Annotated in this window: 29 protein-coding genes and 2 tRNA genes; 9 read left to right on the top strand and 22 right to left on the bottom strand. The window is 43.6% G+C overall.

Annotated elements, in window-relative coordinates:
* The first annotated feature begins 280 nt into the window (after positions 1–280).
* The 3 genes from GF401_14485 to GF401_14475 all read left to right on the top strand — a co-directional run bounded on the left by GF401_14485 (position 281) and on the right by GF401_14475 (position 1,556).
* On the top strand, positions 281–1,222 hold the full coding sequence (locus GF401_14485; GenBank protein MBD3346259.1) for a response regulator: 942 nt from the start codon (positions 281–283) through the stop codon (positions 1,220–1,222).
* A gap of 95 nt (positions 1,223–1,317) precedes the next feature.
* A tRNA-Gln gene (locus GF401_14480) sits at positions 1,318–1,388 on the top strand.
* 96 nt (positions 1,389–1,484) lie between these two features.
* Positions 1,485–1,556: transfer RNA gene (locus GF401_14475), tRNA-Glu, on the top strand.
* Between the two features lie 113 nt (positions 1,557–1,669).
* Here GF401_14475 and GF401_14470 read toward each other — a convergent pair.
* The 3 genes from GF401_14470 to GF401_14460 all read right to left on the bottom strand — a co-directional run bounded on the left by GF401_14470 (position 1,670) and on the right by GF401_14460 (position 3,246).
* Positions 1,670–2,005: a hypothetical protein gene (locus GF401_14470; protein ID MBD3346258.1), complete on the bottom strand. Its 336-nt coding sequence runs from the start codon at positions 2,003–2,005 to the stop codon at positions 1,670–1,672.
* The gene (locus GF401_14465) at positions 1,986–2,330 is read right to left on the bottom strand and encodes an anti-sigma factor antagonist (GenBank protein MBD3346257.1); all 345 of its coding nucleotides are present in this window, start codon (positions 2,328–2,330) and stop codon (positions 1,986–1,988) included. The genes GF401_14470 and GF401_14465 overlap by 20 nt, the downstream gene beginning before the upstream one ends.
* 85 nt (positions 2,331–2,415) lie before the next feature.
* Positions 2,416–3,246 carry a diguanylate cyclase gene (locus tag GF401_14460; GenBank protein ID MBD3346256.1) on the bottom strand — a complete coding sequence of 277 codons (831 nt, stop codon included), beginning with the start codon at positions 3,244–3,246 and terminating at the stop codon, positions 2,416–2,418.
* A gap of 269 nt (positions 3,247–3,515) precedes the next feature.
* On the opposite strand from GF401_14460, the gene GF401_14455 reads away from it, so the two are divergent.
* The 3 genes from GF401_14455 (at position 3,516) to GF401_14445 (ending at position 5,013) form a co-directional block, all read left to right on the top strand.
* Positions 3,516–3,797: a hypothetical protein gene (locus tag GF401_14455; GenBank protein MBD3346255.1), complete on the top strand. Its 282-nt coding sequence runs from the start codon at positions 3,516–3,518 to the stop codon at positions 3,795–3,797.
* 131 nt (positions 3,798–3,928) lie between these two features.
* Complete coding sequence (locus GF401_14450; protein ID MBD3346254.1) at positions 3,929–4,483, top strand: peptidyl-prolyl cis-trans isomerase; 555 nt, start codon at positions 3,929–3,931, stop codon at positions 4,481–4,483.
* Positions 4,484–4,527: 44 nt separating this feature from the next.
* A complete protein-coding gene (locus GF401_14445; protein MBD3346253.1) occupies positions 4,528–5,013 on the top strand; it encodes an FKBP-type peptidyl-prolyl cis-trans isomerase in 486 nt (161 codons plus the stop codon).
* Between the two features lie 66 nt (positions 5,014–5,079).
* On the opposite strand, the gene pdxA is transcribed toward GF401_14445, so the two are convergent.
* Positions 5,080–6,087: a 4-hydroxythreonine-4-phosphate dehydrogenase PdxA gene (pdxA, locus tag GF401_14440; GenBank protein ID MBD3346252.1), complete on the bottom strand. Its 1,008-nt coding sequence runs from the start codon at positions 6,085–6,087 to the stop codon at positions 5,080–5,082.
* Positions 6,088–6,180: 93 nt separating this feature from the next.
* Between pdxA and GF401_14435 the strand changes: the two genes are divergently transcribed.
* Positions 6,181–6,504, top strand: a complete 324-nt coding sequence (locus GF401_14435; protein ID MBD3346251.1) for a hypothetical protein — start codon at positions 6,181–6,183, stop codon at positions 6,502–6,504.
* 120 nt (positions 6,505–6,624) lie between these two features.
* Here the strand turns inward: GF401_14435 and GF401_14430 are convergent, their stop codons facing one another.
* The 11 genes from GF401_14430 to GF401_14380 all read right to left on the bottom strand — a co-directional run bounded on the left by GF401_14430 (position 6,625) and on the right by GF401_14380 (position 16,452).
* The gene (locus GF401_14430; GenBank protein ID MBD3346250.1) at positions 6,625–8,412 is read right to left on the bottom strand and encodes a glycosyltransferase; all 1,788 of its coding nucleotides are present in this window, start codon (positions 8,410–8,412) and stop codon (positions 6,625–6,627) included.
* A 62-nt stretch (positions 8,413–8,474) separates the two neighbouring features.
* Positions 8,475–8,789, bottom strand: a complete 315-nt coding sequence (locus GF401_14425) for a MerR family transcriptional regulator (GenBank protein MBD3346249.1) — start codon at positions 8,787–8,789, stop codon at positions 8,475–8,477.
* A gap of 221 nt (positions 8,790–9,010) precedes the next feature.
* On the bottom strand, positions 9,011–9,247 hold the full coding sequence (csrA, locus tag GF401_14420) for a carbon storage regulator CsrA (GenBank protein ID MBD3346248.1): 237 nt from the start codon (positions 9,245–9,247) through the stop codon (positions 9,011–9,013).
* Between the two features lie 3 nt (positions 9,248–9,250).
* A complete protein-coding gene (locus GF401_14415) occupies positions 9,251–9,670 on the bottom strand; it encodes a flagellar assembly protein FliW (GenBank protein MBD3346247.1) in 420 nt (139 codons plus the stop codon).
* A 204-nt stretch (positions 9,671–9,874) separates the two neighbouring features.
* On the bottom strand, positions 9,875–10,720 hold the full coding sequence (locus GF401_14410; protein ID MBD3346246.1) for a flagellin: 846 nt from the start codon (positions 10,718–10,720) through the stop codon (positions 9,875–9,877).
* Positions 10,721–10,922: 202 nt separating this feature from the next.
* Entirely contained in the window at positions 10,923–12,146 is a 1,224-nt protein-coding gene (gene flgL, locus GF401_14405; protein ID MBD3346245.1) for a flagellar hook-associated protein 3, read from the bottom strand.
* Between the two features lie 83 nt (positions 12,147–12,229).
* A complete protein-coding gene (flgK, locus tag GF401_14400) occupies positions 12,230–13,936 on the bottom strand; it encodes a flagellar hook-associated protein FlgK (GenBank protein MBD3346244.1) in 1,707 nt (568 codons plus the stop codon).
* A gap of 10 nt (positions 13,937–13,946) precedes the next feature.
* The gene (locus GF401_14395; GenBank protein ID MBD3346243.1) at positions 13,947–14,447 is read right to left on the bottom strand and encodes a hypothetical protein; all 501 of its coding nucleotides are present in this window, start codon (positions 14,445–14,447) and stop codon (positions 13,947–13,949) included.
* The gene (locus GF401_14390; protein ID MBD3346242.1) at positions 14,431–15,240 is read right to left on the bottom strand and encodes a transglycosylase SLT domain-containing protein; all 810 of its coding nucleotides are present in this window, start codon (positions 15,238–15,240) and stop codon (positions 14,431–14,433) included. The genes GF401_14395 and GF401_14390 overlap by 17 nt, the downstream gene beginning before the upstream one ends.
* Before the next feature lie 260 nt (positions 15,241–15,500).
* Positions 15,501–15,767: a hypothetical protein gene (locus tag GF401_14385; protein ID MBD3346241.1), complete on the bottom strand. Its 267-nt coding sequence runs from the start codon at positions 15,765–15,767 to the stop codon at positions 15,501–15,503.
* Complete coding sequence (locus tag GF401_14380) at positions 15,718–16,452, bottom strand: outer membrane beta-barrel protein (protein MBD3346240.1); 735 nt, start codon at positions 16,450–16,452, stop codon at positions 15,718–15,720. The genes GF401_14385 and GF401_14380 overlap by 50 nt, the downstream gene beginning before the upstream one ends.
* Before the next feature lie 80 nt (positions 16,453–16,532).
* On the opposite strand from GF401_14380, the gene GF401_14375 reads away from it, so the two are divergent.
* Positions 16,533–16,748 (top strand): hypothetical protein, encoded by a 216-nt coding sequence (locus GF401_14375; protein ID MBD3346239.1) that lies wholly within the window; start codon positions 16,533–16,535, stop codon positions 16,746–16,748.
* Between the two features lie 292 nt (positions 16,749–17,040).
* The gene (gene bioB, locus GF401_14370; GenBank protein ID MBD3346238.1) at positions 17,041–18,036 is read left to right on the top strand and encodes a biotin synthase BioB; all 996 of its coding nucleotides are present in this window, start codon (positions 17,041–17,043) and stop codon (positions 18,034–18,036) included.
* A gap of 30 nt (positions 18,037–18,066) precedes the next feature.
* On the opposite strand, the gene GF401_14365 is transcribed toward bioB, so the two are convergent.
* The 7 genes from GF401_14365 to GF401_14335 all read right to left on the bottom strand — a co-directional run bounded on the left by GF401_14365 (position 18,067) and on the right by GF401_14335 (position 23,788).
* On the bottom strand, positions 18,067–18,891 hold the full coding sequence (locus GF401_14365) for a rhomboid family intramembrane serine protease (GenBank protein MBD3346237.1): 825 nt from the start codon (positions 18,889–18,891) through the stop codon (positions 18,067–18,069).
* Positions 18,892–18,926: 35 nt separating this feature from the next.
* Entirely contained in the window at positions 18,927–19,409 is a 483-nt protein-coding gene (gene coaD, locus GF401_14360; GenBank protein ID MBD3346236.1) for a pantetheine-phosphate adenylyltransferase, read from the bottom strand.
* 3 nt (positions 19,410–19,412) lie between these two features.
* A complete protein-coding gene (locus GF401_14355; protein ID MBD3346235.1) occupies positions 19,413–19,988 on the bottom strand; it encodes a methyltransferase in 576 nt (191 codons plus the stop codon).
* Positions 19,989–19,998: 10 nt separating this feature from the next.
* Positions 19,999–20,919 (bottom strand): hypothetical protein, encoded by a 921-nt coding sequence (locus tag GF401_14350; protein MBD3346234.1) that lies wholly within the window; start codon positions 20,917–20,919, stop codon positions 19,999–20,001.
* Between the two features lie 3 nt (positions 20,920–20,922).
* Positions 20,923–21,837 (bottom strand): hypothetical protein, encoded by a 915-nt coding sequence (locus GF401_14345; GenBank protein MBD3346233.1) that lies wholly within the window; start codon positions 21,835–21,837, stop codon positions 20,923–20,925.
* 72 nt (positions 21,838–21,909) lie between these two features.
* Positions 21,910–22,347, bottom strand: a complete 438-nt coding sequence (locus tag GF401_14340; protein MBD3346232.1) for a hypothetical protein — start codon at positions 22,345–22,347, stop codon at positions 21,910–21,912.
* The gene (locus tag GF401_14335; GenBank protein MBD3346231.1) at positions 22,337–23,788 is read right to left on the bottom strand and encodes a response regulator; all 1,452 of its coding nucleotides are present in this window, start codon (positions 23,786–23,788) and stop codon (positions 22,337–22,339) included. The genes GF401_14340 and GF401_14335 overlap by 11 nt, the downstream gene beginning before the upstream one ends.
* Position 23,789: the final 1 nt, after the last annotated feature.

The raw sequence follows: 23,789 nt of genomic DNA, 5'->3' as shown, positions 1-23,789 counted from the left end.
ACGCTGATCATGCTGATATTCGCTGGTCAGAAAACTAAAAATTAAAAAAATACAGCGATAATCAGCCAAATTAGCGTCATCGGCGTTCAACAATCAAAATAATTGTATAACGTAAACTTCGATTCAATTACGATAAAAAAAATATCGGGCTATATTGACTGCAATGTCAGTTATTTTCGATATTTCAATTTATTTTGGACAGTACTGATAAAATGAACTATTTTAACTAATAGTAGTCACCATCGAATTATCAGCCCTGTTAAAAGGATTGGGCGGAAACATGGAAGTTGATCCGATAATCACTAATTTATATCGTCTGAGGTTTCGTCAGATACTCGCTGACCGGGCACGACGGCAGGCAGCTAATAATGCCCGTCCCGACGTTCTGTTTACCGATCTGTATATATCACGAAACCCCAACACTGAAACGCCCCCGGCACCACAGGGAATAGGCGAATACAAACATGCCGTTACTGATGAACCCCGGAAAGAACAACCTGACGATACTCGCAATCTGGTGCAGCCAACTGCAGAAAAACAGGATACCTGGTATCCTGACTCTGCGTTCAAATACATTGTTGGAAGTGGTATCGGACCGTCCCTGACTATTCGACAGCAGATGGAATCAAAAGTGCGCACGCTCAAACGAAAAGGAGAGCCGTGTCCGCATACTACCCCAAAAGGCGCCTGTTCGGCACTTTTCATACGATGTGGAGACCGGGAACAGTATGCTGTGGGTGAAGATGTCAAGCAGCGGAAGCTTCCTCACCAATGCAGATATCGCCCGGAAAAACGAGGTGATTATATACTTATTGTCGATGATGATCGGGCGGTACGGGATTTTTGCAAAAACTCATTTGAGCTCTTTTTCCATTACCAGGGCGATAAAATCGAAACCGTCGATAACGGCTACAAAGCATTAGACACACTCAGTCTCTTCAAAATAGCAGATAAACAATGCGGGCTTGTCGTGGTTGATGTTGACATGCCGGGAACCAACGGTTACGAGCTTGTGAATGAACTCTACGACCGCAATCTTAATGTCGAAATTCTGCTCATGAAAGAGCTTGATGAGCATATCCCCAAACCAGCGGATTATGCCGGTGACCGGGAGATTATTCCTCAAAAAAAATTCGTCAGAAAAGTCCTTCAGAAGCCATTTCACTCGTTGGCTTTTGTCGATTCCATCAAAGAGATGGAGCTGGATGTTTTCGATGAATAAAGACTAAAGAACCAGTCATTCCCTTAAAAATGCCTGTTTTTTTCTGCAAATCTTGATATATTGGGTTATATCTTGTATTTTAGAGCCACATATACTGGGGTATCGTCCAATGGCAGGACTCCAGATTCTGGCTCTGGCTATCGAGGTTCGAATCCTTGTACCCCAGCTTAATAAATTTCAAATCACAAATGGCAAGTCTCAAATAATAATTTATCCGGACTTCTTTTTGTGATTTTGGCTTTGAGATTTAGAATTTCCATTCGGCGCTATCGTCTAGTGGTTAGGACTCAGGATTCTCATTCCTGCAACCGGGGTTCGACTCCCCGTAGCGCTATAGAAAAAGGTCCCTTGTGTCGGAAAGGGACCTTTTTTAATTTCTCAACAATCGATGGAACGATAGGGACCAAATTAAAACAGGAATAGGACCGCCGGTAAAAAGCAGCGAATTTAATCCTGCAGAATACCTACCACACCATCGTCTTCAATAATGAAAACTTTTTTGCCGCCCTTTGTATAGACCCAGTTTTCTTGTGTTGCCCATGGCTGATGGACAATTTCGATCTTTTTAGGTTCTCCGAGAAGGAACTTGACCGTTTCTTTTTGCATACCGACTTCAAAACGGCCGTCATAGATGCAGGATTTGTCAAGTTCCGGAAGGTCGGGATTTGCTTTTATGTAGGAATCAATTGCAGCCATATCAGGTTTGACCATCTGTTTAGAACTCGAACAACCGATAGCTATAACCAGAATAGCAAGAGCGAGACTAAGAGCCCTTCGTATCATTTTCGAACTCCTCTTCTTTTGAATAAATCTTAACAAGCTTATCCAGCCCAACAACTTCAAGCACATCACGTACATATTCGTTGGGTTCGATAAGCACAAAATTCTTCCCTTTTTTCTTGAGTGCGTTGTGGCAATAGATTAGAACGTTCAGGGCACCACTATCAAGGTAAGTTACCTGACCGAGGTTAAGAGCAATGTGAGAAACGTTTTTTTCAAGAAGCGTATTAATATACGATTTCAGCACAATTGAATCCTTTAAGCGGTCAATCTTGCCGACCACATCAATGATATGATAATCGTTTAATTCTCTTCCACCAATATCCATTAATGCACAACCCCTTTATTTATAATGTGCCACTTAAATTAATATAATTAAGAAGTGATAAAAAAGGAAAGTATAGGGCAATAATTTAGGGCACATATACTTGATCCTGTCCTTGTTTTATCCCCCGTTTCAACATGTTATCGAGTCGTTTCATAAATTCTACCGATTTATCTTCCGGAGCGCATTGCCCTACCGACGCGGTTACTTTAACCTTTCCTGTTATACTGGCTATTCGACTGGACCGGTCCTGGATATCCTTGCATAATCGGTCTGCCAACTCCTGTGCCTCCCGTTTATTGGTGTTGGGCAATATGACAACAAATTTTTCTTCAGAATACCGGGCAAGAATATCGACGGTCCTGATAGTCTTTTTTATAATTTTCACAAGAGAACTTAATGCATTATTGCTTGCATCAGGAATGACCTCATTGAAATTATCGATATTCAGCAGGATTGCCGAAAGGGCATGCCTATACCGTCGTGCCCGGCGAAGTTCTTCCTTGAGTTTTTCGAGATAAAAACCCGGAGATGAAATCTGTTCAACAAACTGGTCTTTGTCATGACCATTGCCGCGATGAAAGGGGGATACGCTTTCGGGAGATTCCTTTGTCCGCTGAATCATGTCAAAATAATCGACTGCCGCTGTTTGAATGTTTATGGTTCTCTCGAGTCTTGATTCGATAACGGATTTATGACGAATAATTTTGCGCCATTTCTCACGGGCAATATCCTCGGGCATTTTTTTGCCGCAAATCCGTTGCAAAAGAAAAGAAAAGGGGGTTATTACCGGGCGGGAAGAATCTGCGAGCAGTTTTTTTATGCGCTTAAGTGATAATTGGTCGCTTTTGGCCAGAGGCTCCTCGATCAGTTCCTGATATCCGTTAAAATCTAAGTTGCTATTCTGCTGGTGATTCATTGTTTTCCTATAACACTCCCTGCTTATTTGCAGTAAAAACAAGCTTCAAAATTCCTGTTCGAATGCACCGATTTCTACTGCCTAAACTAATTAATTTCTCAAGGAGATTCAATAGTTTGGTCTATTCTTGTTGTTTTCACTTAAAAAAACGATAACCCGAACAACAAAAAATGCCCAAAAGCGTTACATAATTACTTGCACTCCTTAATATACTTCGTGTAATTTATTTTCTATTGAATACATCAGGTTCTGCCGGGAGGATACCTATTATGTCGTTATTACAAATAAAATGTCCTATGTGTAAGGGGTCTCTCTGGATTGATCCCGCGAATGGGAAAGTTGTAGATCATCAATCGGCCGATCATAAAAAAGCCGACTTTAACGAATTTTTGAAAAGTAACCAGAAAGGAAAAGACTGGGAAGATAAACTGAAGAAAGCCAAAGACGAGGATGCACGAAAAAAAGCAGAATGGGAAGAAAAATTCAAAAAGGCCAAAGAATCACCCGATGACCTGAAAGACGATTACCGGTCTCCATTTCAGTGGGAGTGAACAGAATTATTCACCCGTGTCTTGCTTGCATTGGTTAAGTCAATTTCAGGAATTAAAAATGTAATCACCCTTTTTCGGTACTATAAAGGAGGACTCTTTTGAACAAACTCATACAATCTATATCTTTTCTAATGTTAGGAGTGGTAATGACACAATCTGCTGAAGCCGCTAATCCGCAGGTAAAAATGGAGACGAGTACGGGGACGATTATTATTGAACTCGATGCCGCAGCTGCACCCAAAACGGTGGAAAACTTCATTTCCTATGTTAATGATGCATTCTACGATGGGACAATTTTTCACCGGGTGATCCCCGGATTCATGATCCAGGGCGGCGGTTTTACACCGGCGATGAAGAAAAAACAGACAAAAGCACCTGTTCAAAATGAAGCTGATAATGGTCTATCGAACAAACGAGGCACCATTGTAATGGCCCGAACCAACGATCCCCATTCAGCCACTGCTCAATTTTTCATTAATACTGTTGACAATGAAAATCTCGATTTCAGATCAAAAGATGTTCGGGGATGGGGGTATTGCGTATTCGGCAAAGTAATTGACGGCATGGATACAGTTGATACCATTGAGAATGTAAAAACCGGTAGGAAAGGACCTTACCGGAATGTTCCGGTCGAACCGGTTGTTATCGAAAAAGTAACCCTTATCGAAAAAAGCAGCGAAAAATAATAATCTCAACCGATACCCATTCCGGTGTATTATCAGGAGGTACAATGAAACTCATAATGTTACTTTTACTAAGCATTGCATTCATCGGATGTTCTCAAAAGGACTCGGCACAAGCGGGAGAAACAGACGAGCAGAAAACTTCGGCACAATCCCGGAAGGTATCACAGGCTGAAAAGTCGATAGCCGGCAAGGATACCGTAACCACGGAATCCGGACTTAAATATATCGTTACCAAAGAAGGCTCAGGGACAAAGCCGGAAAAAGGAACACGGATCAGTGCCCACTATACCGGCTACCTTCTTAACGGCAAAAAATTCGATTCTTCAGTTGACCGTGGCACGCCGTTCATGTTCAATGTCGGCAGAGGCATGGTTATCAAGGGCTGGGATGAAGCCTTTCTGGATATGAAAAAAGGCGAAGCGCGCCGGATGATTATTCCTCCTGAGCTCGGCTACGGTGAACGTGGAGCAGGCGGAGTTATTCCTCCCAATGCCACACTGGTATTTGATGTCGAATTGGTTGATTTCTGATATACTCCTTATTCCCGGCATTTGCGGATTAAAAAATGCCGGGCTTCACGTTCCTAATTTCTCATGTCAAGTAAGAAGCTTCTGTTTTTTGCCGGCAAGGAGTCCGGCAATCCGTATTGCTGAAAGCAGGCTCTTTTCGGAGGCGATGCCTTTTCCGGCGATATCGAATGCAGTACCATGCCCCACCGATGTTCGAATAATCGGTAATCCGATAGTAATATTCACGCCTTCATCGAAATTGCGCGACTTCAACGCAACAAATCCATGGTCGTGCAGCATCGCAACAACACCATCGAATTCACCTTTAAAAGCACGCATAAAAACCGTATCCGGAGGATAAGGGCCGGTGACATTGATCGTGCGAGAGGAGGCCTCTTCGACCGCAGGAATAATATACCGGATCTCTTCATCACCAAAAAGTCCCCCCTCGCCAGCGTGGGGATTAAGTCCGCCTACGGCAATACGCGGGGATTCTACTCCAATATTTTTCAAAAATTTATCAAGTAACACAATAGTATTAAAAACCCGTTCCCAGGAAATCAGCTCAATCGCCCTGCGCAACGAAACGTGTGTTGTAACATGCACAACAGCGATATCATCCAGCATAAAAAGCATCGAATATTTTTTAGTCCTGGTTTCGGAAGCAAATATCTCGGTGTGCCCGGGAAAATTAATTCCTGCGTCTTTCAACGAAGCTTTATTAATTGGATTGGTTACTACAGCATCGATCGTACCACTTTTTGCAAGCTCTATTGCTTTGAGAATATAGGCATAGGATGCTTTCCCGCAGCGAGCAGACGCCTTCCCTGTCTCAAAATCTTCTATAGAGATCTGTTTCATGTCCAATACATTTACTTTTCCCACAATTATCCCGGCGGGTGATTCAATGCAATTGAAATCTATATCGATTTCCAGTTTTTTCGCCGCTTCCTCCAAAACCGTGAGATCACCGATAATAAACAGACGGGTATCCAGGGTATGGTTTCTTAAGATAAGCGCTTTTAAAGCGATTTCGGGACCAATCCCTGCCGGATCTCCAAGGGTGATTGCAATCGTGTTATATGTTTTTTGCATTAGTTTTACCTGTATACATTTCAAAAACCGTCAACAATATAATTTTCAGCAGCCTTTGTACAAAGTAGCCGTAGCAATATGAAGGTGGTTTTTATGAGGAAATCTGATCCAGGAGGAATTAAGCGCTTGAGTCAAAAAGACGATACAAATCACATATTTTCTTTATTTTCAATGCGTTATACAATATTCTATTTAATAAATTTAAATATAAACCTGCAAAATATTTTTACCGATATATTAAATATGAATGAGCGGAAAAGAGAATTAATCAAACGTGCGCGGGAACAATACCAGGATATATTCCCCTGTACTACAAGATCCAACCTGGATGACTGCTTCACAGTAGAGAACGACAGAATTCTCTTCTGGTTCAATACCCTCGATGCCTCCACACATATTTTAACGGCAGAATTTTAACAGCCCCCGATCCTCTTCCGCACTAATGGAATCGAAGCTGAAATGCAGCCATTCGAACGGTTACCGCTATTAAATAAACCGGAGAACAGGATGATTTGACAATAGGAAGCTGCCGCCATCTCAGGCAGCGTCTTCCAACTCTATTCGTTTCAACACATATTCCGCCTGTGGATTTGCGGTTTTCTCCTGAAGCATTCGTTTGAGAAAGCTTTTTGCTTTTTTGACATCAGAAGAATCCAGGGCAGATGATGTCGCTTTCCAGAGAAGTTGATCTATTTCGCTGTCATACTCATCAAGGGAAGAAAGTGCAACCTCATAGGCATTCAGGGCAATTTCCGGATTTCGAAGATTGAAATGGATATCTCCGATGAGAGCAAATATTTCGGGTGATGAAGAGTCGTTTTCGAGGGCTTTGAGGAGAAAATCAGCTGCTCTGTGAGGATCATTCAACCGTATATAGAGAGCGGCAATTCCTCCGTATGCTTTAGGATTCTTTTGAGGACATACTTTAACCGAATGGGACAAGAACAATGCAGCTTCCTTGAGCCGATTCATTCCCATAAGCGCTTCCCCCATCTGAGTATAATATTCGACAACATCGGGATAGAATTTCATTGCCCGGGCAAGAAGTTCTTCGGACTCCTTGTATTTTTTCCATCGAAGAAGAATATCCCCGACATAATAAAAGGCGTTCATTTTTATACCCCGGATATCAACGGCCGCGACATACCGTTGTTTTGGCTGATGCGCAAGCGTGCGGACAAAGAAATTGAATGCTTTTTGAAATGACTTTTCTGCAAAGAATATGAGACCGAGCATATAATGAGCCTCAATAACAGTCTGATCCAGATAAAGACACCGTGCCAGGTACCGTTTTGCCTGGTGAAAGTTTTTCTTTGTTTTATAAAGCCATCCAAGATCAAAATGGGCATGAACATAGGTATCGCGATGGGTAGCATAGACCTCTTTATTTTCGGCAATACGAGTGAAAATTATAATGGCGTCATCGATTTCCCCCAAAATTGTATGGCATTCTCCCAAGCTGAGTTGGAGAGAAATGTCGTTCGGATTATCTTCAATTTCCGCCATTATGAGGGTTTTATTTCTCTGTGCTTTCTCTTTATGCAACCTCGGTTGGTTATAGCCGGAATGGTGTATTCGAATTTCTTTATGAGCAACTGCCTGAATGTTTTTCTTCTGTGCACTGAATACAATCTGTTCATGAATTCGCCTTTTAAATCGTACATCATCCATACGGGGGAAGAGACGGAACTGCATAAATTCAGGTCCGTGGCCACCCGGCTGCTCATTGATTATACAAAATGATGCCGTCTGTTTTTTGCCCCGTCGCCAGAGGTTACGAAGTTTGTTTTTACAGGCAGCATCAATCTGATCGTCGGCATCAATCCAGAAAATCCAATCACATGTACTGGCATCGATTGCCACATTTCGCGCCTCGCTGAAACTACCCGCCCATGTATGCGAAATCAGCGTTACGCCATAGAGCTGAGCAAGCTCAGGGGTGCTGTCGGTCGAACCTGTATCACAGATTACTATTTCATCCATAATGTCATCAGCCGAGTCCAGGGCTTTTTCAATCAGTTCACTTTCGTTACGAACGATCATATTCAACGAACAGGTACTTTCCGAACCAGTATTCATTTCCCCGGCCTGCTCACATAGTGAGAGGACCTCGGGATGATCATCCGAAGGCGCATACTGGGGATCCAGGCCACCGAGCAAGGCAAGAGCACGTCGGTGCAAACCAATCGCCAAATACGTTTTGGCCGCATAGTAGCGGAATTCACAGGTACTGTACACACCATTAAGACAACGTTGGCGAAGGTTTTTCAAATAATTGGCGGCGCCGTATTTTTTAATGTAATCTGAAAAATTGTAAGTTTTCATTATATTTCTCCTCTGTCGTTTCCCTTCTTAAGATACCTGGTAGATATTTTTACCGAATTCATTTATGCTGCATTGCTTAATGGATTGAGAATTTCCTTTATGTCTTTGTCTGCGGCCAGCAAGGGGAATAGTGAATTGTTTTTAATCATTCTTTTAGCTCCTGTAATTGTGAATCCGTCATCCCAGAGTAGTTTTTTTATATGAAGCAGGCATTGAATATTATTTTCGGTATACCGCCGCTGCTTCCCTGCCGTACGTTTTGGAGCAAGAAAGCATCCGAACTCTTTTTCCCAGTAGCGTATTGTATGTGACGGCACACCGCAGATTTTAGAAACATCACCGATAGAAATACCCCTAACATTATTTCCTTGTTGCATACAGCTTCCCCTTGATAATTTACTTTAAGTTCTACTGGAGGAATTTTGCGCAAAAACCGGACCAATACAACAAATAGTGTTATATACTCTCGGGCAAACAACACACTGTTGTTTTGGCAAAGTTCATAGATACAGGAAAGGAATAAAATGACCCGTAGAGGGGAAAATATTTCCGACTACAGGATTAAGGAGAAATGTGGTAAGACGAGATAAAAAGCTGGTTATTCTTTTGATTGCCGAAGGGCGTTTGCAATATCTTTGAGTTTTGAATCCTGAGCTTCAGAGGCAGCTTTGTTTTCCTTTTGAATTCTCTCATAGATTTCTTCACGGTTCACGGCAATATTCTTCGGGGCGTCGATACCGAGTTTTACATGACGGTTATCGAGATCGACAACTTTTACAACAATATTATCGCCAATTCGGATTGATTCACCCAATTTTCGAGTTAATACAAGCATGCGTTATTTCTTCCTCAAAATTGGTTCCCGTGTGGTATAACGGTCATCTTCAACAACGACCTGCTTTCCCAGACGTTTTGTTTTATTGATAATGATCGGCCCAATAAGGTTCGCCGTTGATTCGGCAGGATTTTCGCTGATAGTTATAATCGAATACAACAGGATATCTTCGGGTTTTTCGATATGGAGCTCTTCGAGCTGCTCTTTTGTCATGTTAGGATTATAATCGGGTCTGAATAACATGGGATTGAGTATGGCAAATCTGAGCCGGGAACCGTCTGTGCAAGCCAGCCACTCAAAGGGAGCATACTCGGGGATTTGAAGAAGAATAAATTCTTTATTATTTTCAAAACCCGGTATGCCGGACGGAAAAGTGATGACATCTTCTTTTTCGTAGACCAGCTCTTTAAAGAAATCACCCATACAATAACAGCTCCTCACACGGGCATACTAGGAATAACAGTTTTGTAATAAAATGCTTTTAAGCCTGAATAGCTGTCAAGAAATCGGCCGGCATTTTTCCGAGGCTGCTTGTAAGGCATTCGCCAGAAAGACGAATGCCTGTACTATGCCTCATATATTTCTTTTACCGATAGAGAAATGAAATACAGCAATTTCATTACCGCATTATTGCAGCAATCCAAGAACACTCTGGGGCACCATATTCGCCTGGGCAAGCATGGCTGTGGCCGACTGTTGAATAATCTGGTTCCGTGTGAAGGTGGTTGTTTCCTTTGCGAAGTCGGTATCACGGATGGTCGATTCGGCAGCAGTCATATTCTGTTCCTGATTTTCCTGGTTAACCAGCGCATGTTCCAGACGGTTAACCTTCGCACCGAGATCGGCTCGAAGGGCATTTACACTGCTCAATGCTATATCGAGCGCAGAAATGGCACCGGTGGCGTCGGTCTGGCTGGTGACATACACGTTATCGGCAGTGCTGATACCCATGGCGGTAGTATCCACACCGGTAATCGTAATGGTAACGACATCGGCGCCGTCGCTGTTATCGTTAGGGCCGACATGAAGAATTCCGCCGTTAGCCCAGACATCACTTCCGTTAAGAAGTTTCATGCTGTTGTATTGTGTACCGTTAACAATACGATCGATTTCCGTCCGAAGTTGATCGAATTCGATCTGTACATAAGCGCGTTCTTTCGATGTCAAGGTATCATTGGCCGCCTGTATGCTGAGTTCACGCAACCGCTGCAACATATCTTCAACTTCAATCAAAGCACCTTCGGCGATATTCAGAAGTGAGATGCCGTCCTGAGCGTTTCTGATGCCCATTGCCAGACCGCGACACTGGGTGCGTAACTGTTCCGAAATACTCAGTCCGGCAGCATCATCAGCAGCACGGTTAACACGAAGGCCGGTTGAGAGTTTCTCCAGTGACTTCGACATTTTTCGTCCTACCTGACGCAACGCAGTACCCGTTACCATTGCGGGTATGTTATGGTTGATACGAGACATAGTACCCTCCTTATGATGAGTATGCTTCCTTGCAGCCGGTACTTATCCTGACTGCGCTCCATACGTCATCCTGACGACTCTTGCTTCCTTGCGTGCTGTTTTCAATTGCAAAAGATATGCCAACCAAAAACCGCTTAAATCTGTTTCTATTGTTAAATTTTCATTCCGGTGTTCCAACAGCCCGGCAAAAGTTTCCTTTTTACTAGAGAAAATTTACCAGTGATGGCTGTATAATTTTTGCAGCAGATTTCAATGCTGCATTGTATACTGTTTCCATTAAAGAAAATTTCATTACCGTATCAGCATATTCGGCATCTTCCAACGATGATTGAAGTCGGGTTGTTTCGTTGAATTGTGCTTCATTTCTGTCAAGGGTGGTATCAAAGCGATTCATCCGTGCACCGTTTTTTGTCTGAGCGGCAAGCAGTGTTTTGAAAACAACATCGATTTCACCTATCTGACTTTGTATTCCCTGCGTATCGCTTTCGATCAGCCGCTGTCCAAGCCTGATAACAACATCCAGCGCATCGAGTCCTGTTGCGCTGTCACGGGTCAGCTCATCGGCGGGAATATTGATCGGCATGGTGATACCCGATTCAATCTCCCGTAAAATATCACCGTCACTTGCAATAGGATCACCGTAAATATCTCTTCCCCTGCCTATATAATCAAAAGAGAGAGTAAATCCGCCTGTGCTGTAATTAGGGCCGGTGAAAGTCTGACCATCCGAAACATCATCTGCAAGAAGCGGATTGAGTGGGGTAATGGCGCCGTTGACATAATCAACAGTATAATCCTGTCCTTCAACAAACTGCGTTCCTCCCCTGCTGATTGAGAACGTGCCCGGTAGGATTTTGGTAATCCTTTCCTGAGTAAATGCATCATAGAGATAATAATTTCCCCCTACTCCACCAGATCCGTCATACCACGCCATATTGTAATTGTCATAATCTTCCTGCGACGCCGCCGAAGATTCTTTCATGGGGAACGGTGCAATTTTTGTCTGAGTCCCGCCGAATACATATTCCCCTTTAAACTTGGAGTTGCCCAGCGTAACGACCTGACGAAACAATTGTTCGACTTCTTTAAGAATGAATGCCCGTTCGTTGGTAGATTGAGTATCACTCGACGCCTGGATTGCCAGTTCCCGCATTCGCTGTAGCAGATCGTTCATACTTACCATGGCCGTATCGGTAACACTCATAAAGCCCGTGCCGTCTTCGATATTACTTTTGTATTGTGATATCTGCATGAGCTTTGAACGGAGTTTCAAATCGTTAGCCACATCAACGGGATCGTCTGAAGGCCTCAGGAGGCGTTTACCGGTTGCCAATTGCTCCTGAACTTTAGCCAGATCAGAAAACCGGTCGTTAATCACATGCTGCATGTGATTGTTAATTTCTCTGAAGGTTATCCGCATGCCCATTGTTATTTCTCCTGTTTACGTTGGGGCGCCAATCAATCAACCGCTCTCGGGTGATTCTGTACCCGCCTCTTACCTTTCTCATGCTACATATTCATTAAGACCTCAAGCATATGGCCGGTTGTTGTAATTACCCTGGCTGCTGCCGAAAACGTGTGCTGGTATTTTATTATTTCAGCCATTTCTTCATCCAGTGAAACTCCGGATATTGAATCCTGGTGAGTCTCATACTGTTGAATGAGAAATTCCCTTGTTTCCAGACTCGCGGAAGCCTCATTTCGTTCCAGCCCGAGTTGTCCGATCATTGCACTGTAGTATTGGGTAAAGGTATTTGTGTCATTTCCGATAGGATCGGGCGCCATTGTTAATTGGTGTCTGAGTTCGGCAATGGCAATGGCATTTGCGTTGTCTCCGGGACCGGCAAAATCGCCGCTTCTATACTGGAAATCAATCGCAATCGCCTGTCCATCGTAGCCTCCATGAAGCATCTGGATAGTACCGCTGGCATAATCGATATGATAATCGGCCCCTTCCTGAAGGGTTGTTGCACCGGCAGTTACCACGACCGATCCGTTGATTATATTGCGCGCCCGCTCACTGATCGGGTCTGTAGCGGAATTAAAAAAGCGTCCCAGGGTTTTACTGAACTGCTGTGGAGCATTGCCGAAATCGAGCTGGCCGGATCCTGCCGGAACGACAATCTGGGATCCCATATTGGCCGCTCCACCGGTTGCTGCTGCGATATTCTGGACATCTGCCCGGATCGATGCCGATATATTGATGTCGGATGCACCGGTTGTTTCAGGGTTGAAAAAGTAAACTCCCGAATATCCCAGAAGGTTATATCCCTGCACATGATTTGTGTTCACCTTCTCAACCAGTCCTGTAGCGAGTGAATCGAGACGACTCTCATATTCGGGGATAAGCGTATCCCGGCATTCCATCAGTCCCCTGATTGCGCCGCTGACAGGGATAAAGGTAGTTTTGGAATCGGCAAAGCGAATACCCACATCCACATCACTGGTGCCGTCGGTACGCGTAAAAGTGGCGGTGGTGGTTTCGAGCTGACGGAATTCTGCAGGCGAAACGAGAATATTTCCTGCAGTCGTCACCGTTACCTGTCCCTGCTCATTCTCGATGGTATCGATGTCGATAATTTTCGCGAGTTCTTTTAGCAACTGATCACGCTGGTCACGGCTGTCGTTTGCATTCTGCTGACCGATTTCAACAATACCGATTTCGGAATTTAAATTATGAACTTTCTTTGATATTTCATTAATGCGGTCTACATGACGGGCGATTTTATCATTTGTGTTTAGGCGGAGGTCACGCATCTCGGCGCTGAGATTATGAAAAACATCATTCATAATTACCGCATTTGCCTTGACCATCGTACGTGCGGAAATATCTGAGGGATTATTTGCAAGGTTTTCCCAGCTGTCGAAAAACTGATCGACAAAATGCATAACGCCTGTATCACTGGGCTCGGTGAAAATGTTTTCTATCTGTTCGAGAGCATAATCGATCTCTTCATAAAAACCGACTTCCTTATTCTGACGCCGGATTTGTTGGTCAATCATCGCATCGCGTAGCCGGTCGATATTGACAACATCAACACCGAATCCCATCTGACCGAACTTGCCGTCATACCGGTAATCGGCGGTCATGTTCAACCGTTTCCGGCTGTATCCTTCGACATCGGCATTCGAGATATTCTGTCCCGCTACATCCATACCAAGCTGAGCGGCAAACAGGCCCCGTGTACCAATTCCGAGTGTTGAAAATAAGCCCATAGTTTCCTCGCTATGCTACTTTATTGACGATGTTTCGAAAGATAAAATCGGAGTCCTTTTTTCCATACTGCTTATAACCCGAATATTTCTTTTTCTCACAGGCAATCAGTTCAACCGCTTTAGCAATGTTGGCAAGGGCATTTTCGAGAAGAACCTGATTAGAGGTATTTATTTTCGTCAGTTTGGTAATTTTCTTCTTGAGATCCTGCCGTACCTCTCCGAGCGGCCCGGTATCTTCGGGGGGAAGTGCTTCGGTTATCGATGTCAGATTAAGATGACGACTCTTCATTTTTGTTTTCTTACCAATTGAATCACATATCTCCAACCTTTTTTCTTCAACGCTTTCGATATTGCATGTCAATTCATCATATTTCATCGATGTCTGCTGAATTTTATTGGTGTCGTTTTCCTTCAGGGCCTTGTTCATTATTTGTGCACATTCGATCAATCGATCATGAATTTCATTTTCCTGCTTGAGGATTGTCAATAATTCCTTAATCTTCCCGTCCATTGCCGGTCTCCTTCCCTTCCATGTTTACCTTTTGTGAAAATTGTTCCTTATACCCCAGAACCCGCTCGATATATTCCTGTGTTTCGCGGTATGGCGGTATTCCATTGTATTTCTGTACTGCTGCAGGTCCTGCGTTATAGGATGCCAGGGCCAGGCGTTCATCACCGTTAAACTTATCGAGCATCATTTTCAGGTACTTTGTTCCACCCATAATATTGGCACGAGGGTTGTAAACCGACGTTACCCCCATATCCTTTGCCGTAGAATCAATAAGCTGCATGAGTCCTTTGGCACCGGCATGAGAAACGGCATAGGGATTTCCGGCAGACTCCTGGGCAATGACCGACCGTATGAGTACCGGATCGACATCATGCCGTGCAGCGGCTTCGGAAATTATAGAATTGTACGATGAAAGACGTTCTTCAATATTTTTGGTATTCATTGAAACTCGCCGGGGAATAAATCGGTTATCGATCATCCATGATGATGAATTCAAATCCTGAAGCTGTTGTAGTCCCCGGGATTCATCGCTATCGACCTGTTCGAGGATGAGTTCGGCAAGTCCCAGAGATGCGTGTTTTGCCATCTGCTCAGCATATTTTTCATCGAGCATATCGGTATAAATTTTTTCACCGAGGCTCTTTTCAAAAAGTCCGCCATCAGGAACAGTTTTGCGCATTTGACGGAGCATCATCTGACAAAAAAGGCCTTCGAATTCCCGGGCGACTTTGCGGGGATCGGGTTTGTGTGTTCCCCTTGCAGGGACCTGAGGATTAACAGAATTGATTTTCATCCAGAGTATGAGTCCTTTCTCGAATCCGTTCGGCAACAGATATTAGCAAGAGAAATGCCAAAATTTAAGTTGTTATTTTTCAATGAGTTAGAAAGGAAGGCGGTGGGCGGGACGAGGCAAAAAACTCCCGGGTGGAGGGAACATTTTTACCCCCCCAAAAAAGAACTAAAGTTATTGGTCTGGTTGCCGATAAAATAGCAGGAGGAGTGTATTCGCTTGTAAATTTCTGCTGTTCAGCCCGGGAACAGCTTTCTGTTTCACTAAAAGCAAAACTTAAAACCCATACTCATAATCAGCACCCCGAATTTATGTATCGGCTCCCGGTCAGGAACGTCATCAGGACCATATCCCATTTCAGCCGGATCGATGTTCTGCTCTTCAAAAAACCGGAATAATTGATCGTATATTGCATCAAGTTTTTTTGCTCCCTCATTGGTTACCCGGCTGTTGTCCAGCAATCCAATATAGTATCGGATATCAAAAAAAAAGCGATACCGGGTTTTCTTTTGAACCGGGCGCGCCTTCATACCCTATTCCTACTACCAGAGCAAAATCTTCCAGACGATAAAGGTCTTTATAGGGCACCGTTTCTTGGGTTCCGAATGTATCCACATAAAAAGGCACACCATAGCGCAACAAGTCATTGTCGACAATATCAACAGTAGTATCCTGTCCACTATAACTTAAATCTGCCACGACTTCCCTTTTAGCTATAAAAATACGCCCATAGGCGCCACCAAACATAAGGTACAGCTTTTTATTATTGAAGGGCAGTGTCGGTTTGATAACAAAAGGGAAATCTACAAATCCGTTTTTATACCGGATTTTATATTTAACGTCCATACCGTTAATATACTGAGGATCATGATAGGTATAGCCTTTACCGTTAACCTGAATCCCTATTTCCGTGCCGATATACTTTGACGGCATATATTCGACAAAAAGGCCGCAGTTACCGCTCATACGCGGCAAGACGTCATAATCATCTTCAATATTTTGAATACCGGGACCATACATCCTTGCTACGTTCAGTCCGGCGGAGGGACCGATACGCCACTTGAAATCATCTGTTGCACTAAGTGAAAAGGTATTCATTAATAGAGCAAGAATTAATAAATGATAAAAAGCGTTTTTATTCATACATTCTCCTCTGCAGATACTCAATAAAATTTCCCCGAATGGCATTAAGTTTGCAATATAAATATTTGACATACAAAAGAAACAGTAAATAATGATGATTTATTTTATGGCAAACCAGAAAGGGCTCTGGGAAGGCAAAAACCGGTGAGGAGATGAAACGATATCTTCCTGAACGAGCATGGCATCTCCTGACTGATGAACAAAAGAACTCGACCGACAGAAAAAAACGTAAAGCCGGCACCCAGTATGTACCAAACACCCCGCCTGCACAGGCGGCCCGGGCCTATGTCGATCATCATGATGCAACCAGGCTCGATGAAAATCAATTACAGAGGATTGATAAATGTGCATTATTACAACACTTTTAAATCCACTTTTATCAACAACCCTCTTCCCCTCCGCGGGAACACAGACGCTGTTCGTCTTGAGCGAATAGAGCACATTAATAGCGTTTGTATCAAAGGCGAGATAATCGGCGATAACACCCACGGCAACGTTATCGTGGGAGGACCAGTCAACCTGGAACCAAGCTCTTTGGTATGTTCTTTTATATTATCGAAATACTTACACCCCCTCCTTAATAAGGAAATGCAGATACCATTTCGACATCGGAAACTGTTAGTAAAATATTTTATACTGAAACCGGGACAAAGTATTTGAATGAAAGGACGGGAAATAATGAGTTTCAGCAGAGCCGAAAAGCTGCTTGAGCGGGCAATCGGAAAAAAAATCACGCAAGAAGACGTTGAAACGGTTATTTCATGGCCCGGGGAAGATCTTTCCCTCCTCTTTGCAGTCACCGACCGGGTACGCCGTCATTATTTTGCCGATGCCGTAGAGCCCTGTGCCATAATGAACATAAAATCGGGAGGATGCAGTGAAGACTGTGCATTCTGTTCTCAATCTGCCCATAACGATGCATCGGTTACGGTTCAGGCACTTTCCGGCAAAGAAGAAATACTCACCCATTATCACCAGGCAACCTCAAAGGGACTCAAATTCGGGGTAGTCTCCAGCGGAAAGCGATTATCATCAAGGGATATCATCAAACTGGCCGATGCGTTGAGGGAATGCGACGGACCGGTGCATGCCTCGCTGGGAATACTTTCCGAAAAGGAATTTGACATCCTCACAAAAGCCGGAGTAGTCTGTTACAACCACAACCTGGAAACCAGCCGGAATTTTTTCTCTCAAATTGTCACCACCCACACCTATGACGACCGGGTTTCTACTATTAAGAAAGCCAAGACTGCAGGTATGCGCACCTGCTGCGGCGGCATTTTCGGTTTGGGTGAATCCTGGAATGATCGTGCCGACCTCTTTGCGGAACTACACCGTCTTGATGTCGATACCATTCCAATCAATTTCATCAATTCGATACCCGGTACAAAAATAGCGCCACCCGGAGAATCATCCCTGGAATTTTTAAAAATCATCTCGCTCTGCCGCATAATACTGCCGGATAAAATTATCAAAGTATGCGGCGGTCGTGAAATAAATCTGGGTAAACTCCAGGGACTTATGTTTTATGCAGGAGCTAACGGGTATATTTCGGGTGATTACCTTACCACCAAAGGCGATAGCGTCGAATCCGACGACAAGATGGTTGAGGGATTGGGGTTGAGGAAGGGGATGGTGGATGAGGATAACAAATAGACCTGAGCGCTGAGTGCGGGGGTATGGATATTATTTGAAAATATCGAAGGGTATGATTTTGCTCTTTTTGATTCGCTCTTTATTCTGCTTTGATGCGTGCTTGAGGATTCTTTTTTCTTCTCCGGTCAGGGATTCCATGCCCTGCTCATGAATTTTTTTCAAAATCGGATCGATAACATCCTCAAAATATCGTCGTTTCCTGAGATACTCTTCGGCATTTTTCCGCTGCTGTTTCTCTTTTTTCACGTCGACAATATGATCTTTAAGCGCCACTATCTGGTCGTAGTATTTTACATACACCAGTCCGATAGCGATTCCGGCCAGATGGGTCAGATGAGCAATGCCTCCTGCACTGCTGAGTGAACCGGCAATCGATATAAATCCGATAATCGCCACGGCCAGACGCACCGGCATGGGAAAGATAAAAAAGAACAACACCTGCCTATGAGGGAAATAATAGGCATAAGCTGTCAGAACAGCAAGAACCGCTCCAGACGCTCCGATTATGAAAGACTTCCACATCAGTACACTGAACAGCCCCGAAAGAATCCCGGCAAGAAAATAGAAAACAGCAAAGCGCCTCGTGCCCCACATCTGCTCGAGTTCCGTCCCGAACATCCATAGAGCAAGCATATTAAAAAGCAGATGCCAGATAGCATCCTGACCATGCAAAAACATATAGGTCACCAGGCGCCATACCTGCCCCTGGGTGAATACTTTAAAGGGTATCAGCGCTCCCCAATAGGTTACATAATTCCCCATTGTAGGCAGAATTTGCAGAACATATATACCGATATTTGCAATAAGCAGCCATTTCAGTGCTTTCCCTATACTTCTTCCACCATGCATCATCATTCTTGCCTACCACCAGTCTTCAGTATCAATACATATTATTTATGTTTCAATTTTTTCAACATGTGCCTTTCGACACACTGGGGAACGAATTTTGAAATATCGCCACCCAGCTTGGCTATCTCCTTGACCATCGTCGAATTTAAATAGGTATACTTTTCGTTGGGCATAAGAAACACTGTCTCAGCCCGGCTGTTCATCTTTCTGTTTGTGAAAGCCATTTGGAATTCGTATTCAAAATCGGATATAGCCCTCAATCCACGAATAATTGCCGAGGCCTTATACTCACGAATACAGTCGGCAATGAGTCCTTTGTATGAAATTACGTCGATATTATGGATATCATGAAGCGATTCTCTTGCCATTTCAACTCGTTCATTAACATTGAACATGGGATTTTTATTAGGATTGACTGCTATAACTGCTATTACTTTCCGGAATATCTTTGATGCCCTTTTTGCAATATCTATATGACCATAGGTAATGGGATCAAAGGTGCCCGGATAAATTGCAGCAGCCATAAATTATTGCTCCTCGAAAAGACTCATATTGTTATTTTTATAGAACTCCATAACCGAATCACCGGAAATTTTGCGTTTAATAAGGTTTTTCTCTCTTGTTTGAGTGCTTTTTTTTTCTCCTTTCATGCGTCTCCTCTCATAGACAAGAATCCCTTCAGGATGGAGCAGAGACATAATTTCCGGTACGAGGCTGGCAAGCTCTTCGGAGTCGTATGGTGGATCAAAATAAATAACACCAAATCTATCGGGGCATTTTTTAACAAATGAACGAATATCACTGGAAATTATTCTACACGAACCTTGAATATCCCATTTCCTGCATTGATCGCGGATACACTGGACGCGAGACCGATTGTTTTCGACAAAAACCACCTCTTTTGCACCCCGGCTCAGGAATTCAAATCCCATGGCGCCGCAACCTGCGCAGAAATCTCCTACTCGTGCTCCTGCAAGGAAAGGTTGTAATGTATCGGCCACTGCACGCCGATTACGCTCGAGTGTTGGACGGAACTTTTCTGACTGCCCCTTAGCAGTGATATACCGTCCTCTATACTTGCCGGCAACTATGCGCAGTTTCATAGCTGCCCACCTAATCCATTGTAGTAAAAATCACTTCGGCATCTATCGCGACTTCGTTGCGGTTTTTTGCAACAAGAGTTATCTTTTTAAATGCGCAATGAATACGGGCATCGTAAAGGTTTTCGAGAAATTTTACGAAATTGGCAAAAGATGATTTTCCGGAAAACTCATAGGTAAATCTGCGACAGTCACCAATCTTCTCTGCATCGATTTTGGAAAGGTTTCTGGTGAATTCCAATGAACTCTTGCCTGCAGACTGTTTAAATTTTTTCAGCGACGAATTAAGCGTCGAGCGTAAAGGAAGATTTGAAAGCGAGAGATCCACAAAAGGGTCTGCCGTGTGAAGACCCCACCCGGCCTCACAGGTGAACGCAAAACGATATCCGCTCCCCTTATTTGGACGAATGAACGTGAGAGGTTTGGGAAGAAGCTCAATTTCTTCCTCTTTCAAGCTGGTAAACAGCTCATCAATCAGTACTTTTGATGAACTGAATCCCAGGGCATAAATGGTCTGAAAATTCTCAACCTCCAAGCTCCGTAATCCGATTTCTTCGGGAATAGTCCGGATCAGCATATCGCAGACATTTTTTGCAAAGAGTGCCTCATAATTGAGTTTGCCGGCAAAGGAAAGCTGTTCATAAGGAAGATCGATATATCCTGAACGTTGCTGAAGGTCCTTATTATCGTGAATATCTTTGACTACATCTTCAATAATATCGGATTGTGCAAAACTTGAAGGTGTGTGTTCCGAAACGACCTGCTTTTCCTCTGGAGCTTGGGAAACCGGACGATTACGAACAAAAAACACCACGAGTGATATAACAAGCACCAGACCGATTCCGGAACTGCCGAAAATGACCATTTTGGGCGAGACATGGAACTCTTTTTTTGTTTTCCGGGATACTTCTTTGAGTAGATTTATTCTAACCATGACTTATACTTCCATTGCTCCCCGGACCGATAGTCCAACTGCTACGGCAAGCTGCGGTGCATAACGCCTTAAATCTTCTTCAGGAATCTCAGCATGACATGCAATTGTGCGAAAGGGGTCTAAAATTTCGATATTCGGCAAATTCTGTTGAAGATATGCCAGTAGTTCGGTATTCGAAAACAGAGGACCTGTACAGTATAGATCGACCGTGCCGTCTCCAACGACAGATTTATTAACCTTCGACAATGCAGCTACCGCATTTTGAATTGCTGTAAGACATGGGCTGAAATCTTCAGTCTCGTTCTGGAAATTCACAATCTGGAAATCTATAAATTCGCCGTTACGTGTCAGGACCAGTTTTAGTTTTTCGTTGTCGCCCATAATGATAATCGAAGGGACGGCTGTTTTTTCTTCATAATTGGTTTCAAGTACGTTTATAAGAGCAAAAATATCAATATCTACTACCACGGGGTTCAATTTTGTAGATCGCATCAGTTTTGAAACCCGTTTTACGGCACTACTTCGAAAGGCCGCAACAAGAAAATAGCGGAAAAGCTCATCGGAGGACAATATTTCCTGGTGATCGAAGGCATAATCATCTAATGAGCCCAGTACCTGCTGGCTGATTTCCCAGCGGATTGTATCCTCGATGTCCGGTTCATTTTTATCACAGGCGATTTTTTTGATAACCGCCCATTCTGAAGGAAGAGAACAGATTACATCCTGTCCCGAAATTTTCAGCTCTGCAGCAAGTTTTGTCAGTTCTGTAGAAAGACTTTCCCACCAATCGCTCTCATTTTCCGGAAGAGGATTAATCACCACGCTGGCAATTGAGCGCTCTTCGGGAAAATACTGGGCCATGCAGACAGCGTCTTTATAAAGATCGAGACCGTAAATACTTTGATTTCGAGACGCCATGATATCCTGTTCCTCTATATTATAACTATAATATAATTTCGTTAATGAATTAAAAAATGCGTAATTTTCCGATCAGAAGCAAATAAGTTTTGCTATTTTTTCAAGCTTTGCCGGTCCGATACCTTTTACATTGATAATATCCGCCGCTTTTTTGAAAGATCCGTTTTGCTTGCGGTAGGCTGTTATTCGCTGTGACAGTACCGGCCCTATCCCCGGTAATTCGGTCAATTTTTCCCATGAAGCAACATTAATATTTATGCACGGTTGTTCTGTTTTTGTGCGCTTTTCTCTCTCATGCTGAGGCACATCGGTTGAGGAAGGCATTGTATCATTCGTAACAATGCTGTCCAGATCTTCGGCAGAAATTACCGCCGGCAACGTGCTCTCTGAATTCTTCTTTGGCTCGATTATTCGTGTTTGCGGTTGATCGGAGGCTGTCACTCGCCATAACAGCAACCACATTGCGGTTGCCGCACTCATAATCGCTATTAGTACTGCCTTATGGTTCATCTCGTTTAAAATCCGACTTCAGCATTGCCAGAAATGCTTCAACAATTGCCGGATCAAACTGCTCGCCTTTATTTTCATTTAATATTCCGGCGGCTTTTTCGATAGTCATCGCTTTTCTGTAGGGCCGGTCTGAAGTCATGGCTTCAAATGCATCACACACGCATAATATACGCGCCCCATAGGGAATATTCTCACCGTCGAGTCCTCCGGGATATCCGCTTCCATTGTAAAATTCATGGTGGTGAAGAACCAGCGGTACCAGTGATTTAAGAAAAGGAACATCTTCAATAATACGTGCGCCAAGCTCCGGATGTTTTTTAATTTCTTCAAATTCGGGAAGAGAAAGCCTTCCAGGCTTATTGAGTATCAATTCACTCACGCCGATTTTTCCAACATCATGCAAAAGACCGGCATATTTGGCCCGTTCGATTTCTGCGGGTGAAAGCCCCAGTTTCCGGGCAAGGACAATAGTGTATTTCATCACATTTTCCGAATGCCCGTGGGTATATCTGTCTTTTGCCTCAACCGCAAGGGCAAATCCACGGATTGTTTTCAGATAATTGTCGCGAATATTCTGATAAAGCCTGACATTTTCAATGGAAATACTTGCCTGAGGAGCAAGAACTTTGATTATTTCAAAATCAAGATTTGAGAAGTGCGCCCGCCCTTTCTTTCTGACCAGATTGAGAACACCGAGCATTTTTTTGGATGTACTCAGGGGAAAAGCCATATAGCATTCCACCGAATCGGGAAGGTTTGAGTTCGATTCGTCGGGCAGAATTATCGGTTCATTTCTATCCACAGTCGATCTGGCGCCGTTGGAAAACAGTGTGTCTTCCCAGAATTCCTTTCTCGTGGATTCTCCCAGTGTTTCAAACACCGTCAGCCGGGATTTACTGTCAAAAAACATCAACGAACCGCCATCGGCTTTGGAAAGTTTTACGCAATAATCGAGTATTTTGAGGTGTAATTCGTGAATATCATGAGTTGAAGCCAACTCCTTGGTCACTTCATGGAGCGAAACCAGATTTGAAAAAACAATGTTTTCTTCCTGCAGCTCCTTATTTGCCAGAGCACGCTTTATTTTCTCCCCGATTTCTTCCAGATGAAAGGGTTTGGTGAGATAATCGTAGGCGCCGAGTTTCAGGGCCTCGATAGCGGTATCCAGAGTGGGAAATCCTGTCGTAAGCAGAACCGGAAGAGCGTTTTTATTCTCTTTGATCCATTTGAGCAGATCGACTCCCGACATACCGGGCATTTTGATATCGGTCAGCACCATATCGATCGAATTGGCTTCGAGTATCCGAACAGCCTCATCACCACTTCGGGCTACTGATGTGGTATAGCCGACTTTATTGAGATACTGGCTGAGAATATCGCATATCGATCTTTCATCATCGACAATAAGCAAGTGAGGATTAAAATGAGATTCTTCCGGCATT

The organism is Chitinivibrionales bacterium, assembly GCA_014728215.1.
Taxonomy (GTDB): domain Bacteria; phylum Fibrobacterota; class Chitinivibrionia; order Chitinivibrionales; family WJKA01; genus WJKA01.
The sequence above is the reverse complement of the archived record's forward strand: the minus strand, read 5'-3'. Positions and strand labels throughout refer to the sequence as shown.

Excerpts from the sequence above, each read along its gene's own strand:
- GF401_14485 (MBD3346259.1), top strand. The coding sequence starts at position 281 with ATGGAAGTTGATCCGATAATCACTAATTTATATCGTCTGAGGTTTCGT.
- GF401_14470 (MBD3346258.1), bottom strand. The coding sequence starts at position 2,005 with ATGATACGAAGGGCTCTTAGTCTCGCTCTTGCTATTCTGGTTATAGCT.
- GF401_14465 (MBD3346257.1), bottom strand. The coding sequence starts at position 2,330 with ATGGATATTGGTGGAAGAGAATTAAACGATTATCATATCATTGATGTG.
- GF401_14460 (MBD3346256.1), bottom strand. The coding sequence starts at position 3,246 with ATGAATCACCAGCAGAATAGCAACTTAGATTTTAACGGATATCAGGAA.
- GF401_14455 (MBD3346255.1), top strand. The coding sequence starts at position 3,516 with ATGTCGTTATTACAAATAAAATGTCCTATGTGTAAGGGGTCTCTCTGG.
- GF401_14450 (MBD3346254.1), top strand. The coding sequence starts at position 3,929 with ATGTTAGGAGTGGTAATGACACAATCTGCTGAAGCCGCTAATCCGCAG.
- GF401_14445 (MBD3346253.1), top strand. The coding sequence starts at position 4,528 with ATGAAACTCATAATGTTACTTTTACTAAGCATTGCATTCATCGGATGT.
- pdxA (MBD3346252.1), bottom strand. The coding sequence starts at position 6,087 with ATGCAAAAAACATATAACACGATTGCAATCACCCTTGGAGATCCGGCA.
- GF401_14435 (MBD3346251.1), top strand. The coding sequence starts at position 6,181 with ATGAGGAAATCTGATCCAGGAGGAATTAAGCGCTTGAGTCAAAAAGAC.
- GF401_14430 (MBD3346250.1), bottom strand. The coding sequence starts at position 8,412 with ATGAAAACTTACAATTTTTCAGATTACATTAAAAAATACGGCGCCGCC.
- GF401_14425 (MBD3346249.1), bottom strand. The coding sequence starts at position 8,789 with ATGCAACAAGGAAATAATGTTAGGGGTATTTCTATCGGTGATGTTTCT.
- csrA (MBD3346248.1), bottom strand. The coding sequence starts at position 9,247 with ATGCTTGTATTAACTCGAAAATTGGGTGAATCAATCCGAATTGGCGAT.
- GF401_14415 (MBD3346247.1), bottom strand. The coding sequence starts at position 9,670 with ATGGGTGATTTCTTTAAAGAGCTGGTCTACGAAAAAGAAGATGTCATC.
- GF401_14410 (MBD3346246.1), bottom strand. The coding sequence starts at position 10,720 with ATGTCTCGTATCAACCATAACATACCCGCAATGGTAACGGGTACTGCG.
- flgL (MBD3346245.1), bottom strand. The coding sequence starts at position 12,146 with ATGGGCATGCGGATAACCTTCAGAGAAATTAACAATCACATGCAGCAT.
- flgK (MBD3346244.1), bottom strand. The coding sequence starts at position 13,936 with ATGGGCTTATTTTCAACACTCGGAATTGGTACACGGGGCCTGTTTGCC.
- GF401_14395 (MBD3346243.1), bottom strand. The coding sequence starts at position 14,447 with ATGGACGGGAAGATTAAGGAATTATTGACAATCCTCAAGCAGGAAAAT.
- GF401_14390 (MBD3346242.1), bottom strand. The coding sequence starts at position 15,240 with ATGAAAATCAATTCTGTTAATCCTCAGGTCCCTGCAAGGGGAACACAC.
- GF401_14385 (MBD3346241.1), bottom strand. The coding sequence starts at position 15,767 with ATGAAGGCGCGCCCGGTTCAAAAGAAAACCCGGTATCGCTTTTTTTTT.
- GF401_14380 (MBD3346240.1), bottom strand. The coding sequence starts at position 16,452 with ATGTCAAATATTTATATTGCAAACTTAATGCCATTCGGGGAAATTTTA.
- GF401_14375 (MBD3346239.1), top strand. The coding sequence starts at position 16,533 with ATGAAACGATATCTTCCTGAACGAGCATGGCATCTCCTGACTGATGAA.
- bioB (MBD3346238.1), top strand. The coding sequence starts at position 17,041 with ATGAAAGGACGGGAAATAATGAGTTTCAGCAGAGCCGAAAAGCTGCTT.
- GF401_14365 (MBD3346237.1), bottom strand. The coding sequence starts at position 18,891 with ATGATGATGCATGGTGGAAGAAGTATAGGGAAAGCACTGAAATGGCTG.
- coaD (MBD3346236.1), bottom strand. The coding sequence starts at position 19,409 with ATGGCTGCTGCAATTTATCCGGGCACCTTTGATCCCATTACCTATGGT.
- GF401_14355 (MBD3346235.1), bottom strand. The coding sequence starts at position 19,988 with ATGAAACTGCGCATAGTTGCCGGCAAGTATAGAGGACGGTATATCACT.
- GF401_14350 (MBD3346234.1), bottom strand. The coding sequence starts at position 20,919 with ATGGTTAGAATAAATCTACTCAAAGAAGTATCCCGGAAAACAAAAAAA.
- GF401_14345 (MBD3346233.1), bottom strand. The coding sequence starts at position 21,837 with ATGGCGTCTCGAAATCAAAGTATTTACGGTCTCGATCTTTATAAAGAC.
- GF401_14340 (MBD3346232.1), bottom strand. The coding sequence starts at position 22,347 with ATGAACCATAAGGCAGTACTAATAGCGATTATGAGTGCGGCAACCGCA.
- GF401_14335 (MBD3346231.1), bottom strand. The coding sequence starts at position 23,788 with ATGCCGGAAGAATCTCATTTTAATCCTCACTTGCTTATTGTCGATGAT.